This window comes from Halohasta salina (genome assembly GCF_024178165.1).
Lineage (GTDB): Archaea > Halobacteriota > Halobacteria > Halobacteriales > Haloferacaceae > Halohasta > Halohasta salina.
The window spans coordinates 32,327-46,379 of record NZ_JAMZIE010000001.1; the positions used below are offsets into that span (position 1 = coordinate 32,327).

Annotated in this window: 12 protein-coding genes; 3 read left to right on the forward strand and 9 right to left on the reverse strand. The window is 64.7% G+C overall.

Annotated elements, in window-relative coordinates; genetic code table 11:
• Positions 1-62 precede the first annotated feature (62 nt).
• Complete coding sequence (locus tag NKJ34_RS00180) at positions 63-605, forward strand: hypothetical protein (protein ID WP_253736244.1); 543 nt, start codon at positions 63-65, stop codon at positions 603-605.
• Here the strand turns inward: NKJ34_RS00180 and NKJ34_RS00185 are convergent.
• On the reverse strand, positions 599-1,462 hold the full coding sequence (locus tag NKJ34_RS00185) for a 2-oxoacid:ferredoxin oxidoreductase subunit beta (protein WP_253736245.1): 864 nt from the start codon (positions 1,460-1,462) through the stop codon (positions 599-601). The genes NKJ34_RS00180 and NKJ34_RS00185 overlap by 7 nt on opposite strands.
• Positions 1,459-3,222, reverse strand: a complete 1,764-nt coding sequence (locus NKJ34_RS00190) for a 2-oxoacid:acceptor oxidoreductase subunit alpha (protein ID WP_253736246.1) — start codon at positions 3,220-3,222, stop codon at positions 1,459-1,461. Before NKJ34_RS00190 ends, NKJ34_RS00185 begins: the two co-directional genes overlap by 4 nt.
• A 142-nt stretch (positions 3,223-3,364) precedes the next feature.
• Between NKJ34_RS00190 and NKJ34_RS00195 the strand changes: the two genes are divergently transcribed.
• Complete coding sequence (locus NKJ34_RS00195; protein ID WP_253736247.1) at positions 3,365-4,003, forward strand: FAD-dependent oxidoreductase; 639 nt, start codon at positions 3,365-3,367, stop codon at positions 4,001-4,003.
• A gap of 28 nt (positions 4,004-4,031) precedes the next feature.
• Here NKJ34_RS00195 and NKJ34_RS00200 read toward each other — a convergent pair whose 3' ends face one another.
• Complete coding sequence (locus NKJ34_RS00200) at positions 4,032-6,794, reverse strand: sensor histidine kinase (protein ID WP_253736248.1); 2,763 nt, start codon at positions 6,792-6,794, stop codon at positions 4,032-4,034.
• Between the two features lie 286 nt (positions 6,795-7,080).
• Between NKJ34_RS00200 and acs the strand changes: the two genes are divergently transcribed.
• On the forward strand, positions 7,081-9,072 hold the full coding sequence (acs, locus tag NKJ34_RS00205; protein ID WP_253736249.1) for an acetate--CoA ligase: 1,992 nt from the start codon (positions 7,081-7,083) through the stop codon (positions 9,070-9,072).
• 13 nt (positions 9,073-9,085) lie between these two features.
• On the opposite strand, the gene NKJ34_RS00210 is transcribed toward acs, so the two are convergent.
• The 6 genes from NKJ34_RS00210 to NKJ34_RS00235 form a co-directional block, all read right to left on the reverse strand.
• Positions 9,086-9,703, reverse strand: a complete 618-nt coding sequence (locus NKJ34_RS00210; protein WP_256488499.1) for an archaellin/type IV pilin N-terminal domain-containing protein — start codon at positions 9,701-9,703, stop codon at positions 9,086-9,088.
• A 126-nt stretch (positions 9,704-9,829) separates the two neighbouring features.
• Entirely contained in the window at positions 9,830-10,744 is a 915-nt protein-coding gene (locus NKJ34_RS00215; protein WP_253736250.1) for a MinD/ParA family ATP-binding protein, read from the reverse strand.
• A 62-nt stretch (positions 10,745-10,806) separates the two neighbouring features.
• On the reverse strand, positions 10,807-11,061 hold the full coding sequence (locus NKJ34_RS00220; protein WP_253736251.1) for a DUF5816 domain-containing protein: 255 nt from the start codon (positions 11,059-11,061) through the stop codon (positions 10,807-10,809).
• Positions 11,062-11,198: 137 nt separating this feature from the next.
• A complete protein-coding gene (locus tag NKJ34_RS00225; protein ID WP_253736252.1) occupies positions 11,199-11,468 on the reverse strand; it encodes a DUF7520 family protein in 270 nt (89 codons plus the stop codon).
• Positions 11,469-11,633: 165 nt separating this feature from the next.
• On the reverse strand, positions 11,634-12,146 hold the full coding sequence (locus tag NKJ34_RS00230) for a hypothetical protein (protein ID WP_253736253.1): 513 nt from the start codon (positions 12,144-12,146) through the stop codon (positions 11,634-11,636).
• Between the two features lie 101 nt (positions 12,147-12,247).
• Positions 12,248-14,029, reverse strand: coding sequence for a cbb3-type cytochrome c oxidase subunit I (locus NKJ34_RS00235; protein WP_253736964.1), 1,782 nt, complete (start codon positions 14,027-14,029; stop codon positions 12,248-12,250).
• Positions 14,030-14,053: the final 24 nt, after the last annotated feature.

Here is a 14,053-nt window from a genome sequence, read left to right on the forward strand (position 1 = left end):
ATGACGTCCGACTGGTAGCGATCTCCCAAGACATATAAGTCAATCAACGACTGTGAACAACCATGGATCGACGAACGTACTGCGGATTGGTTGGTATGACGGCGCTCTCGGGCTGTAGCGCGCTCTCGACGGACTCCGTCGCCGACGACACCGGCGAGAGCTACACGACCGAAACCGAACTAGAGGTGACCCTCGAAGCGGCCGAGACACAGTCCGGGGGGTCGGCCGTGTTCGGCAACGGCACCGAGATCGCCGGCGGCAGCGACTCGATCACGTTCGTCTTTCCGCGTCTCGTAGTGACAAACACGACCGACGAGCCGCTGTCGGTGCCCAGAGCCGACGACTTCACGCTCCGGTCGAACGGGACGCGGCAGCAACCCTATCAGGTGGAGTTCGATGGGGTTCTGAGCGGGATCGAGCCGACGATCTCCGAGCCGGTTTCGGGGCCGCTGTTCCCCTCGACCAACGAGATCGGCCCCGAGGAGGAAGCCGAGGGCTGGCTCGTCTTTACGGTCCCCGACGCCGGGCGGAGCGTGGTACTCGAACTCCGGCTGGAAGACGACGTCCAGAAGGACTGGTCGATCCCCGTCGGGACCGATCAGTAGAACTCGCGGACGAGATCCGTCGCGTCCTCCGGCGCGCCGTCCGGAATGTCGGCCATGATCTCGGTGAGGCCGTGGGCCTGCTCATAGGAATCGGCGCGTTCGTTCTGGTAGAGGACGCCCTGATACTCCTTGTCCATATCGAGGATCAGATCCTTCGCCGCGTCGTAGTCGGTTCGGTCGTGGTCGGTGTCGGCGACGTCGACCAGCGAGTCCCGGAAGTAGTCGTAGGTGTCGGTGTCGTTGAACGTCACACAGGGACTAAAGACGTTGACGAAGCCGAAGCCGTCGTGTTCGATCGCCTCTTGGACGATTTCGGCGTGGCGCATCGCATCCGACGAGAACGACTGGGCGATGAACGTCGCGCCCGCCGAGAGTGCGAGCGCCAGTGGATTGACCGGCGGCTGTTTCGGCCCCTCGGGGGTGGTCGAGGTCTCGAAGTCCTCGCGTGAGGTCGGCGAGGCCTGCCCCTTCGTGAGGCCGTAGATGCGGTTGTCCATCACGACGTAGCTCATGTCGACGTTGCGCCGGACGGCGTGGATGAAGTGGCCCACCCCGATCGAGTAGCCGTCGCCGTCGCCGCCGGCGACCATCACTTCGAGGTCGGGGTTGGCGAGTTTGACACCCGTCCCGACCGGCAGCGCCCGGCCGTGGACACCGTGCAGCGCGTAGCTGTGCATGTAGGTGCCGATCTTTCCCGAGCAGCCGATCCCGGCGACGACGAACGTGTTGTCGGGGTCGTTGCCGGTGTTGGCCAGCGCTTTCATCATGCCGTTCATTGTCCCGAAGTCGCCGCAGCCGGGACACCACGTCGGTTGTTTGTCGGATTTGAAATCCGTGAAGCGTACGTCTGAGCTCATGCTGTTGCCTCCGTGCCGTCCGCCAGCGCGTCTTTGATCTCGGTTGCGAGTTCGTCGGCCTTGTATCGGACGCCGTTGTACTTGTTGATGCGTTGGACGCGGGCCAGCGCGTCGTGTTCCAACAGATCCGCGAACTGACCGGTATTGTTACACTCGACGACCAGTACGTCGTCGGCGCTGTTTATCTCCTCGCTGAGATCCGGCCGCGGGAAGATGTAGGGCACCGAGATGAAGCGGACGTCGACGCCCTCCGCCTCGAGGAGATCGATCGCTTCGATCATCGCGCCCTCGTTGGAGCCCCACGAGATGACCAGCGTGTCACTGTCGGGATCGCCGAACTCGCGTGGGCTCCAATCTTCCTCCGCCTGGGCGGTCTCGACCTTCCGGTTGCGCTTGTCGACCTGCTCGACACGCATCTCGGTGTCTTCGGTCCGGCGGCCGAGTTCGTCGTGTTCGAGGCCGGTCGTCATGTGGGCCCCGTCGGTCGTCCCGGGGAAGGTCCGCGGACTCACGCCGTCGTCGGTCAGCGCGTGGGGCTGGAACTGGCCCTTCTCGTTTTGCCACTCGTCGATGGTCTCCTCGTCGACGACCTTGCCGCGGTCGATCTCGACGTCGTCCATGTCGAACGCATCGGGCGCAAACGTCTGTTCGGTGACCGCCATCGAGAGGTCCGCGGTGAGGTAGACCGGGATCTGGTACTTCTCGGCGAGGTTGAACGCCTCGACGGTCTTCCAGAAACACTCGTCGATCGTCGTCGGCGCGAGGACGAAGCGGGGAATCTCGCCGTGGCCGCCGTACAGCATCTGATTGATGTCGCCTTGTTCCTGTTTGGTCGGCATCCCGGTCGACGGACCGGAGCGCATCACGTTACAGATCACAAGCGGCGTCTCGCTGGTGGCGATCAGGCCGAACGTCTCGGTCATCAGATCGATCCCCGGCCCGGAGGTGGCGGTCATCGACCGCGCGCCGGCGCGGGCCGCGCCGAGGGCCATGTTGATCGCCGAGAGTTCGTCCTCGGCCTGCATGACGTGGCCGCCGTACTGTTCGATCCGGCCGGTGAGATACTCCATCACATCGGTCGCCGGCGTGATCGGGTACCCCGAGTAGAACCGACAGCCCGCGGCGATCGCCCCCATGCCGATGGCCTCGTCGCCGTTGATGAGGACGTAGTCCTCGTCGGTCGTCTCCAGATCGTAGTCGAGGTCGTGGTCGTAGTTGTCGAGTACGTAGTCCCGGCCCGCGCGGGCGGCCTCCTTGTTGTTGTCGACCAACTTCTGGCCCTTGGAGCCGAACCGTTTTTCGAGGGCACTGTCGAGGTTCTCGATCGGGAAGTCGGCGACGGCGCAGGCCGCCCCCAGCGCGACGACGTTCCGCATGATCGCGCCGCCGGCCTCTTCGGCCAGCCGTTTGAGCGGGACGTCGAGACCGACGACACCGTCGGGGATGGTAGCGTTCTGCATCGTCGTCCGTTCGCCGTCGTAGATGATCACCGAGCCATCGTGGAGTTCCGAGCGGTTCTCCTCGATGGTCCGGGGCGTCAGCGCGATGAGGACATCGAGTCGCTCGACGACACTCTGGACCCGGTCGACGGACGTGCGGATTTTGTACGCCGTGTATCCGCCGCGGATACGTGAGGCGAAATCCTTCGAGGTAAACACGTGTCGGCCGGCCCGTGAGAGTGCCCGAGCAAAGATCTTCCCGGTCGAGTCGATGCCATCGCCGGCCTCGCCGCCGATGGCCCAGTTGAAGTCCGCGGGCATTGTATCCTTCCGCTTGGCAACGCCAAATCAAAAGGGTTCTGAAATGCCTGTTCTTTCCCGACAAATTTGTCCGCCACAGCGGGCGACCGTTCGATTCCCATCCGAAAGGAAGATCCTTTAGCATCGGTCCCGAAGCGACCGTATGGATGCGACGGTGGACGTCACCGACACGACGACAGTAGGCCCCGACACGGTCGCTATCGAATTCTCGACGCCGGCAGGGTTCGACGCCCAGCCCGGCCAGTTCGTCAAGCTCAGCGCAACCGTCGACGGCGAGAGCTACGCCCGCTTCTACACCCTTTCGTCGCCCGACGTCGACGGGACCGCCGAGATCACTGTCGGGATCGATCCCGAGGAGGGCGGCCCCTTCAGCGAGTTCCTCGCCGATCTCTCGGCGGGCGACGCCATCGAGATGAGCGGGCCGTTCGGCGCGGACTACTACGAGGGCGAACCCCGCGTGGTCGTCCTCGCCGGCGGGCCGGGGGTCGGCCCGGCGGTCGGCATCGGTGAGCGGGCTCTCGACGACGGCGGCGAGGTAGCGATCGTCTACCGGGACGCCGACCCCGCCCACGAAGAGCGGCTCGCCGCCCTCGCGGATGCGGGCGCGAGCGTCGACATCGTCGACGGCCCGATTGCCGCGGCCGCCGGCGATGCCATCACCGGACGGGACGACGAACAGGTCTTCGTCTACGGATTCGCGGACTTCGTCGAGGAAGCGACCGACGCGGCGGCGGCCGCCGGCGTGCCAGTCGACGAACTGAAAGTCGAGAACTTCGGGTAGGCACTTCTTACTGGTTGGTAGGAAGCGACTACGCGTCGGATTCCGGTTCGGTTCGGTCGGCTGGTTCGACGCCGACGATCTCGAACTCGCTGCCGCCGTCGGCGGCGTTGCGGGCGGTGATCGACCAGCCGTGGGCCTCGACGATCTTGGCGACGATCGCGAGGCCGAGACCGGTCTCCGACTCGCGGGTCTCGTCGTCGAGCTGTGGGGGCTCTTCGTCGAAGCCGAGCCCGTCGTCGACGATGCGGATTCGGTCGTTCTCGCAGCTGACCGTGATCGTCAACTCGGGGCCGCCGTGTTCGACGCTGTTGCGGAAGAGGTTCTCGAAGACCTGCTGGAGCCGCGGGGCGTCGGCCTCGATGGTGAGTTCGCCCTCGATTTCGAGGGTCGCGTCCTTGGTGTCGACGGCCTCCCACGCCCACTGAGCGACCGCCTCGACCTGTGTCGGGCCGACCATGTCGATGATCTCGCCCTTGCGAGCCAACAGCAGCATGTCGTCGATCAGCGTCTGCATCCGGTCGTGGGCGCGCTCGACTGCCGCCAGCGTATCGGTGTTGCCGGTGGCTTTGATCTGGTCGATGTAGCCTTGGGCGACGCTGAGGGGGTTCCGGAGGTCGTGGGAGACGTAGCCGGTGAACTCCGAGAGCCGCTCGTTTTGGCGCTGGAGTTCGGCCTCGCGTTCGACCCGGATCATCGCCGCACTGAGACTGGTGGCGAGGATCCGCAGCAGGTCGACTTCCAGATCCGAGAACTCCCGCTGTTCGAGCGTCGCCGTCACGAGGACGCCGTAGGACTGGACCGGAACGATGATCTCGGATTCGATCGCCGTGTCGGTGTTGTAGCGGTTCGGCTCCGACTGGACGTCGTCGACGACGACCACCGAGTTCATGGCGAAGGCCTTCCAGACGAGGCCGTCACCGATCTCGAAGCGGGGTTGACGATCGAAGTGGTCGGCGGCGGGGCCGGTCTGGGTCACCGGCAGCAGGGCCTCGGCCTCGTCGTCGTGCTCCCACAGCGCCGTCAGCGGGAGTTCGAGGATCTCGTCGGCGGCCTCCATCGCCAACTCGGCGACCGCCTCGTCGTCGTCGGCGGTGAGGAACGCCCGAGTCGTCTCCTGTAAGGCCCGGAGCTTCGACTCGGTAGAGCGGCGTTCGAGCTGGTAGCTCACCCACTTGGTCAGCACCTCGACGAAGGCGCGTTCGGTGTCGGTAAACGGCCGCTGGCGGGCGTCGCTGTCGGCGAACCACAGCGTGCCGTACAGCCGGCCGCTGATCTCGATGTTGCCGCCGAGATAGCTGTCGAGATCGAACCGCTGGCTGGCCGGATCATCGGCCCACCCTTCGGCGCTGGCATCTTCGACCGCAAACAGCGACTCCTGTTGGACCGTCTCTCGGCAGTAGGTCGCCGACACCGGCCGGGTCGTCCCCGGCCGGAGGTCGTCGTGGTCGCCGTGGGCGACGACGATCTCTTGGGTGTCGTCGTCGAGCGTCGACAGGAAGCCGTACTGGAGGCCCAGTCGGTCGCAGGTGAGTTCGAGGACGCGCTCGATCCGGTCGGCAAACGCCAGTTCGGTGTCGGTCGACAGCTGGTAGAGCCGCCGGAGGGAGTCGACGTTTTCCCTGAGTTGGGTTTCGAGCCGCCGGCGCTCGGTGACGTCTTGGACCGAGCCGATGATCTCGACGAGTTCGCCGCCGACCCGCTTCGGCGAGCCGTGGATCCGGACCCACTTCTCGGTGCCGTCGGTCGTCCGGAGTCGGGCCTCGATGTCGACGGCCTCGCCGTCCCGGAGCCGGTCGAAGGCTTCCCGGACCTCGCCGTCGGGGTCGGGGTGGTACTGCAAGAGGTTGGCGATCGTCGCCTCGAAGCTCTCGGGAACCTCGTAGATCGCGTACACCTCGTCGGTCAGTTCGATGGAGTCATCGTCCGGATCCCACGCCCAGCCGCCGATCGTCGCCAGCTGCTGGGCCTGCCGGAACAGGTCGTTTTGGCGCTCCATCCGGCGCTGTTCGGCCAGCTGTTCGGTGATGTCCCGGCCGATACCAACGATGCCGACGATCTCGCCGTCGTCGTTCCGGTAGGGGCGAGCGAGCACGTCGGTGGTGATCGTCGGCTCACCGGCCGGCGCGAGGGTGAGCTTGATCCGCAGTCGACCGCGCTCGCCGGCCACCAGCTCCGAGAGTCCCGTCTCGAAGCGGTCGTAGCGCGGCTCGACCAGCAGCTCGTCGTCGAACACCGCTCCCAGCGGTTGGCCGATGAGGTCGCTGGCCGCGAGCCCGATGCGTTCGGTGAACCGCTCGTTGACGTAGCTGATCCGGAGTTCGGCGTCGAGCACCCACGCGGCGTCCTGCATCTGTTCGACGATCGCCGCATGGAGCGCCGAGGTATCGACCGTCTCCGCGCCGGCGGTTTTGGCGACCGGTTCGGTGGTGTCGATCCGGGCGTCGAGTTTCTCCGCCGCGGCCTCGCCGGCTGGCACGTAGCCGTCGACGGCGGTCACCAGTACGTTCCGTACTGCGGTCGGATCGTCCGGGCCGGCGACGATCAGCGGCACCGTCCGTGAGGTCGGCAGCTCCGCTAGCACGCCTTCGAGGTCCGCGATCGTCCCCGACCGCCACCGGTAGATCACCGCTGCATACTGGCTCGTCGAGACGGCCTCCCGGAGCGTCTCGACCGAATCGGTGTGGTCGACGTCGAAGGCCGCCCACAGCGAGCTATAAAACGGCGACTGAAAGGAGCCGACCGCGTCGCTGGCCGGGTCGAACACGAGGATCGGCTCGTCGTCGGTCTGCATATCGATCATCTGCGTGGCCTATCGCCTAGCTAAGCGGGGGTAGGACGAATAAACCCACTGGTGCGCTACCGCTCCGGCACCAGCCGATCGCCGCGAGGCAAGCGGCGGGCTCCCGTAGGACACCGATGTCTCACCACGTCGTGGGTGGTGTGTCACTGTACCGGTGTCGACCCCTCCCAGATTGTTCCAGATCCGTTATGTATATTGGTTCTGACTACCGCTCGGCGACGATTCTCCGACGGCGTTGGAATAGGTTTATCATCGACAATACAGACAGTTCCCACGTATGTCCGAGACCGATACCGATCTCGAGGCCAGATTGGCCGAACAGGACTCCTTCGAACCGCCGCAGTCGTTTATCGAACAGGCGAACGTCTCCGATCCTGACATTTACGACGCCTTCGAAAACGACTGGCCCCACTGCTGGGAGGACGCCGCCGACCTCTTGGAGTGGAGCAGCGACTACGAGCAGGTCCTCGACGACAGTAACCCGCCGTTCTACGAGTGGTTCACTGGCGGCGAACTCAACGCCTCGGCCAACTGCCTCGACCGCCACCTCGAGGAGCGCGGCGACGAGGCCGCCATCGAGTGGGTCGGCGAGCCCGTCGACGAGGACAACCGGACCTACACCTACAACGAGCTTCATCGTGAGGTAAACGAGTTCGCCGCCGCCCTCCAGGAGTTGGGGGTCGGCGAGGACGACGTCGTAACGCTGTATATGCCGATGATCCCCGAACTTCCGGTCGCCATGCTGGCGTGTGCTCGGATCGGGGCGCCCCATTCGGTGGTCTTCGCCGGCTTCTCCGCCGACGCCTTGGCCACCCGGATGAACGCCGCCGACTCCGAGTATCTCGTCACCTGTGACGGCTACTACCGGCGGGGCGATCCGCTGGACCACTTCGACAAGGCCACGACCGGCCTCGACAACGTCGACCACGAGGTCGACACCGTCGTCGTCGAGCGCTTGCCGAGCGAGGACGCGTTCGCCAACACCTGGCCCGAACAGACTCGCGGCTACGACGAACTCGTCGAGAACCACGCGGGCGAGACCGTCGACCCGGTCGACCGGGACGCCGAGGACATGCTGTTCCTCATGTACACCTCGGGTACCACCGGCCAGCCGAAGGGGGTCAAACACACCACCGGCGGCTATCTCTCGTGGGCGGCGTGGACCTCCCACGCCGTTTTGGACATCAAACCCGAAGACACCTACTTCTGTTCGGCCGACATCGGCTGGATCACCGGCCACTCGTATATCGTCTACGGGCCGCTGACGCTGGGGACGACGACGATGATGTACGAGGGCACTCCCGACCACCCCGACCGCAACCGGCTGTGGGAGATCATCGAGGAGTACGAGGCCAACCAACTGTACACCGCGCCGACGGCGATCCGGGCGTTCATGAAGTGGGGTGCGGAGTACCCCGACAGCCACGACCTCTCCAGTCTGCGGCTGCTCGGCACCGTCGGCGAGCCGATCAACCCCCGCGCGTGGAAGTGGTACTACAAACACATCGGCAACGAGGAGTGCCCGGTCGTCGACACCTGGTGGCAGACCGAGACCGGCGGGATGATGCTCACCACCTTACCGGGTGTCTGTGAGATGAAACCCGGCTCGGCGGGGCCACCCTTGCCGGGGGTCAGTGCCGACGTGGTCGACATGAGCGGCAGTCCCGTCAGCGCAGGTGAGGCGGGCTATCTCGTCGTCAACAAGCCGTGGCCCGGCATGCTGCGGACGCTGTACAACAACGACGATCGGTTTATCAACGAGTACTGGCGGGAGTACTCCAACACCGACAGCGACGAGTCCTCGGACTGGGTGTACTTCCCCGAGGACGGTGCGAAGATCGACGGCGACGGCTACATCACCGTGTTGGGCCGAGTCGACGACGTGCTGAACGTCTCGGGCCACCGGCTGGGGACGATGGAGATCGAGTCGGCGATCGTCGGCGTCGAGGGGGTCGCCGAGGCTGCAGTCGTCGGCGGCGAACACGACATCAAGGGCGAGGCGGTCTACGCCTACGTCATCACCGAGGACGGCTACAACCACGGTGAGGACCTCCGCGAGGCGATCGTCGAGGGTGTCGAGGACGCCATCGGTCCGATCGCCCGGCCCGAGGCGGTGATCTTCACCCGTGAACTGCCGAAGACCCGCTCGGGGAAGATCATGCGCCGACTGCTCGAAGATATCGCCAACGGCGACGATCTCGGCGATACGAGCACGCTGCGAAACCCCGAGGTCGTCGAGGACATCCAGCGGAAACTCGGCAGCGACTAACGCCGGCGTCGGCCTACAGCGCGTAGGCCGTCGGCTTCGACTCGTTTTCGAGCGATTCCGGCGCGGAACCGTGGGCGTACGTTTTCGCGCCCGACGGACTGTGGACGACGACCGTCACGTCATCACCACTCTCCAGTGGCTCGATGTCGTCCAAGCTGTTGAGCGAGATAATAACCATCACGTAATCATCCCGATCCTGAAGGATCCGATCGTCACCCTCGACCGGGTCGGGATCCGGCTGGCCGGTGCCGGACAACTCGTGGAACGAGACGCCACTGTCGGATGCGTGGACCGTCTCGACCGACTGCCCCTCGACATCGACGGTCCAGGTCGCCTCGGTCAGATTGATCGGCCCCGCTCCCGGTGCTTTCCGGTGGACGATATCGAGGTCGTGAACGTTCGACTCGTTCGGGAAGGAAAAGCCAACGAACTGACTCACCTGCAGTCGGTCGACCACTGCTGCGGTCGACTCCTCGCCGGTCGCTTCGGCCTGCGTCTGAAGCAGCATCGAGGTGTCGATCAACACGCCCGCGGCCATCGCCGCCACGAGCACCATCGCAATGAAGACGATAAGCGTCCCAATGCCGACCTGTCCACGAACGGAGCCGTCCCGTCCCGATAGTTGTTCCATTGGACCGTCTCTACTACTCCTTGTTTCAGCGGTTTTCGATCGAATTAACTTAGTTATTGGTATGTAAACAATGGTCTCTCGGGCTGTTGTCCGTGGACCGCCCCATCTCCTCGCCGTCGACCGATGTCACTTGTCGCCCTTGCGCTTGACGAACTCGAAGCCGCCTTCGCCCTCCTCGGCGGTGTCGAGTTCGTCGGCCTCCAGCGGTCGGGTCGACCCATCGAGGTTGTCTGGGTCGGCCTCGGCGGCTGTTTCGGCGATCTCCTCGGCGTTCTTGAAATCGGTGACGCCGCCGGTACCGATGACGCCGTCGCCGCCGTCACCGCTGTCGGGCGCCGAGAGGATCAGCGAGTCGGCGATCCGCCCGTAGGCCTCGGCCGCCGGGCTGTCGGGGTCGTACGACGCGACCGGCTGGCTCATGTCTTGGGCCTCGGCGACTGCCGGATCGTCCGGCACCGAACCGATGAGGTCGGCCCCCAGAAAGCCCGAGAGCCGTTCGGGTGGGGGAGCCTGACCGGTGCCCGCGCGGACGAAGACGACGCCGCCGACGGTGCCATTGACCCGCTCGGCGAGCTCGATGGTCTTCTTGGCGTCACGGATTGAGGCGACCCGCGGCGTCGAGACGATCAGCACCTCGTCGGCCAACCGGAGGGGGTAGATCGTCTCGGGGCTGACGCCGGCGGCGGTATCGAGGATGATCCAGTCGTAGGCCGGCCGCAGGCTCCGCACGACGGGGGCGAGGGCGGCGACGTTGATCGCGTTGAAATCCGCGAGTTCCGTCCCTGCGGGCAACACGTGGAGTCGCTCTTCGATCGCATACAGCGCCTTGGTCGTCGTCACGGTGCCAGCCAGCACGTCGTGGAGGGTTCGCTCGGGCTCGAACTGGAGGAAGTCGACGATGTTGGCCATCGCCAGATCCATCTCGACGATGGCGACCGTCTCGCCGGCATCGGCGAGCGCGACGCCGAGGTTGACCGCGGTGGTGGTCTTGCCGACGCCGCCTTTCGCTCCGGCGACCGCGAGGACACGCCCGTCTGCCATACGGTGCCATCATATCGACAACGACATAAATCCACGTTCTCGACTGGTCCCGAGAGCCCACCTTACAGGTAGGCGGCGTCCCACCCCGTTGGCTTCCGGGCGTTGCCGCAGTCGGCGCATTCGAGCCGCCCCATCGGTCCCATCTGAACGGCGGTGCTGTCGCAGGAGCCACAGACGAACCCGTAGCGATCGGTGCGGTCGGCGTCGCTGTAGGCCGGATACAACGGCCCGGCCGATCCACGCTCGCGTTCGTCGGTCGCGAGGTACAGTCCGTCCTCGACGCTCCCGTCGTCGACTCCGTTCGAACGGAAATCCATACATGTTTCTCGCGCTGTTGGCACTAAAAACTATGTAAGAACGAGTATTGTTGGGCAAACAGTCGATTATTGGCTGAAATAGTGTTTATACTTCAACAAGATTTTGGTGCTCTGGTGCTCCGGTGATCCAGTGGCCGCTACTCGTCGACGCCGGGCGCGGCGTCGTCGAAGCGGTCGGAGACGACCGTCACCGCCACAAGGAGGACCCCGAGGACGAGGCCGATCGTCAGCGCGCCGAAGGCCGCCAGTCCCAGCGGTGTCGGGGGGAACTCGACGAGAAACAGGAACCGTGGGGGATTGATCTCGCCGACGACGGTCGCGGTCATGTAGCCGGCGACGCCGGTGAACGCGACGATGATGAGGTAGATCGTGACGACGACGCGTTGGCCGCGGAGTCCGGAAGACACACTTCTACTCGCCGGGGGACGGAATTAGTGGTTTCGCACGCGACCGACGCCGTTTTCCACCGGGGACGCGAACAACGTGTATGGACGACAGCGACCTGCTCGGTATCGTTCTCGCCGGGATCGCGCTGATGATGTTTCTCACCGGCATCGTGCTCGTGATGTAGCTCAGGTCGACCCCTCCTCGACCAGCCGGTCGCGGACCGTCTCGGCCCCCTCGCGGTCCGCGAACGTCACGACGAGCGGACCGTTCCACTCGCCAGCAGCCCACGCCTCAGCGAGCGATTCGGCGATGCCAAAGCTACTGACCGTTTCGCCGTCGAGGTCGAGACTGATCTCCGCCGCCTGGTAGTTCTCCCGAAGACCGACTTCGGCGGCCGTGTCCGTCACCGACTGTGTGCCCGCGTCGGTGAGTTCGATCGGCATCGAGATCCCGGTCCGCTCGGACTCCGAGACGGGGCCGACCGCTGCGATCTCGACGGCAGTAAACAGCACGTGGTCGTCGTCGACGACAAGCATGGCTCGGAACGGGGCGTCGGTATCGATCTCGGTCGTCATCTCGGTGTCTCCGGTCTCCGTCTCGTCGGTCGTTCCCGCACAGCCGGCGAGACAGATCGCACCGACAACACCACCCCACCGCATTAGCCGGCGTCTCGTCGTAGCTCTCTCGTGTTCCTTCATTACTAGCCACTGACTAGTCGACGCCCAAAGCAGTACCGGTTGGTGAGTTGTCGCTTTGGGTCTTCTACTGCCGTCGATCACAAAACCCGCCGGGAGAACAGCTATTCGGTGTTCGTTTCGGGATCAGCGTCCGCGTCAGCCGACGCGTCGTCAGCGTCGACTTGGCCGCCGTCGGTCGCCACCTCGTCGGCCTCGCCGCCGTCGGTGGCCAGTTGGGTGTCGAGCTTGGTGCCGAACCACTGCCACTCGATGGTGTTGACGCCGTCGTCGGCGAGGTTCCACGGGTCGGCGCTCTCGACGCGCTTGCCCTCGAACCACGACGAGACCATGTTCCAGAACCAGATGAGCTGGCCCACGAAGATGATCAGCGCACCGAGGGTCGCCAGCTGGTGGAGGCTGGCAAACTGCGGCAGGTAGGTCGCATAGCGCCGGGGCATGCCGCCGTAGCCCAGCAGGATCATGGCGAAGAACGTGATGTTGGTGCCGATCATCGTCAGCCAGAAGTGGGCCTTGCCGAGGCTGGCCTGATACATCCGTCCCGTGACCAGCGGGAACCAGTAGTAGATGCCCGCGAAGCCGGCAAACGCGATGGCACCCATCACGACGTAGTGGAAGTGGCCGACGACGTAGTAGGTGTCGTGGAGCACGAGGTCGACCGGAATCGATGCGAGGAAAACCCCGGTGACGCCGCCGATGATGAAGTTCGAGACGAAGCCGATACAGAACAGCATCGGCGTCGTCAGTCGGATCCGACCGTTCCAGAGCGTCGTGATCCAGTTGAACGTCTTAACCGCCGAGGGGATCGCAATGGCCATCGACACGGCCATGAAGGACGTGCGGAGTCGTGGATCCATCCCCGTCGCGAACATGTGGTGGGCCCAGACGCCAAAGGAGAGCACGCCGATGGCGAGCGTGGAGTAGACGACGAACTTGAACCCGAACAGCTGTCGACCCGCGAACCGCGGCAGGACATAGCTGACGATCCCCATCATCGGCAACACGAGGACGTAGACTTCGGGATGGCCGAAGAACCAAAACAGGTGTTGCCACAGCATGTTCCCGCCATCCGAGAGGAAGAACGTGGTGCCGAAGTTCCGGTCGGCCAGCAGCATGACGAGCGCACTCCCCAGCAGCGGGAAGGCAAACAGGATCAGCCCCGACTGGGTGAGAACCGTCCACGAGAAGATGTCGAGGTTGGCCCACGTGACCTTCTCACCGCGCTGGGTGAAGATGGTCGCGATGAAGTTGATCGCCCCGATCGTGGTGGCGACCCCCGAAAGGTGGAGCCCCAACAGCATCATGTCGACACCCGCGCCGCCGACCATGTCGGCGCTGCCGCCGGCCGCGCCGGTCGACAGCGGCGTGTACATCGTCCAGGCGGTCTGGGCCGGTCCGAACAGTCCGAGCGGCTTGGCGAAGAAGCCCGCCCAGATCAGGAGTGCTGCGGGCGGCAGCAGCCAGAAGGCGATGGCGTTGATCCGGGGGAACGCCATGTCGTCAGCGCCGATAATCAACGGAATAAGGTAGTTGGCGAAGGCGGCGATGATCGGTGTCCCGAAGAGGAACAGCATCGTGATCCCGTGGCTGGTCAACAAGCCGTTGTAGGTTGCCGTCCCGAGCAGCGATTCGGACGTTACTAGATCGATCCGCATCGCGGTCACCATCAGCCCGCCGACGACGAAGGCCGTGATGCCGTAAAGCCCATAGAGGATGCCGATATCCTTGTGGTCGACCGTCGTTAGCCAGCGGATGATCCCCGCAGGTTTCTCCTCTTCGACGTACCCCGAGCGGTCGACGATGGCCCCGCCACCGACTGGACTGTACGAGCGCCAGTTTTCGACACGTGTGAGCCACGTGGCGACGGCGACGAGGAACACCCCCATCAACACCGTCAGGCTGATTTGCGC

Excerpts from the sequence above, each read along its gene's own strand:
- acs (WP_253736249.1), top strand. The coding sequence starts at position 7,081 with ATGTCCGAGACCGATACCGATCTCGAGGCCAGATTGGCCGAACAGGAC.
- NKJ34_RS00190 (WP_253736246.1), bottom strand. The coding sequence starts at position 3,222 with ATGCCCGCGGACTTCAACTGGGCCATCGGCGGCGAGGCCGGCGATGGC.
- NKJ34_RS00210 (WP_256488499.1), bottom strand. The coding sequence starts at position 9,703 with ATGGAACAACTATCGGGACGGGACGGCTCCGTTCGTGGACAGGTCGGC.
- NKJ34_RS00200 (WP_253736248.1), bottom strand. The coding sequence starts at position 6,794 with ATGCAGACCGACGACGAGCCGATCCTCGTGTTCGACCCGGCCAGCGAC.
- NKJ34_RS00215 (WP_253736250.1), bottom strand. The coding sequence starts at position 10,744 with ATGGCAGACGGGCGTGTCCTCGCGGTCGCCGGAGCGAAAGGCGGCGTC.
- NKJ34_RS00195 (WP_253736247.1), top strand. The coding sequence starts at position 3,365 with ATGGATGCGACGGTGGACGTCACCGACACGACGACAGTAGGCCCCGAC.
- NKJ34_RS00180 (WP_253736244.1), top strand. The coding sequence starts at position 63 with ATGGATCGACGAACGTACTGCGGATTGGTTGGTATGACGGCGCTCTCG.
- NKJ34_RS00230 (WP_253736253.1), bottom strand. The coding sequence starts at position 12,146 with ATGAAGGAACACGAGAGAGCTACGACGAGACGCCGGCTAATGCGGTGG.
- NKJ34_RS00220 (WP_253736251.1), bottom strand. The coding sequence starts at position 11,061 with ATGGATTTCCGTTCGAACGGAGTCGACGACGGGAGCGTCGAGGACGGA.
- NKJ34_RS00185 (WP_253736245.1), bottom strand. The coding sequence starts at position 1,462 with ATGAGCTCAGACGTACGCTTCACGGATTTCAAATCCGACAAACAACCG.
- NKJ34_RS00235 (WP_253736964.1), bottom strand. The coding sequence starts at position 14,029 with ATGGGGGTGTTCCTCGTCGCCGTCGCCACGTGGCTCACACGTGTCGAA.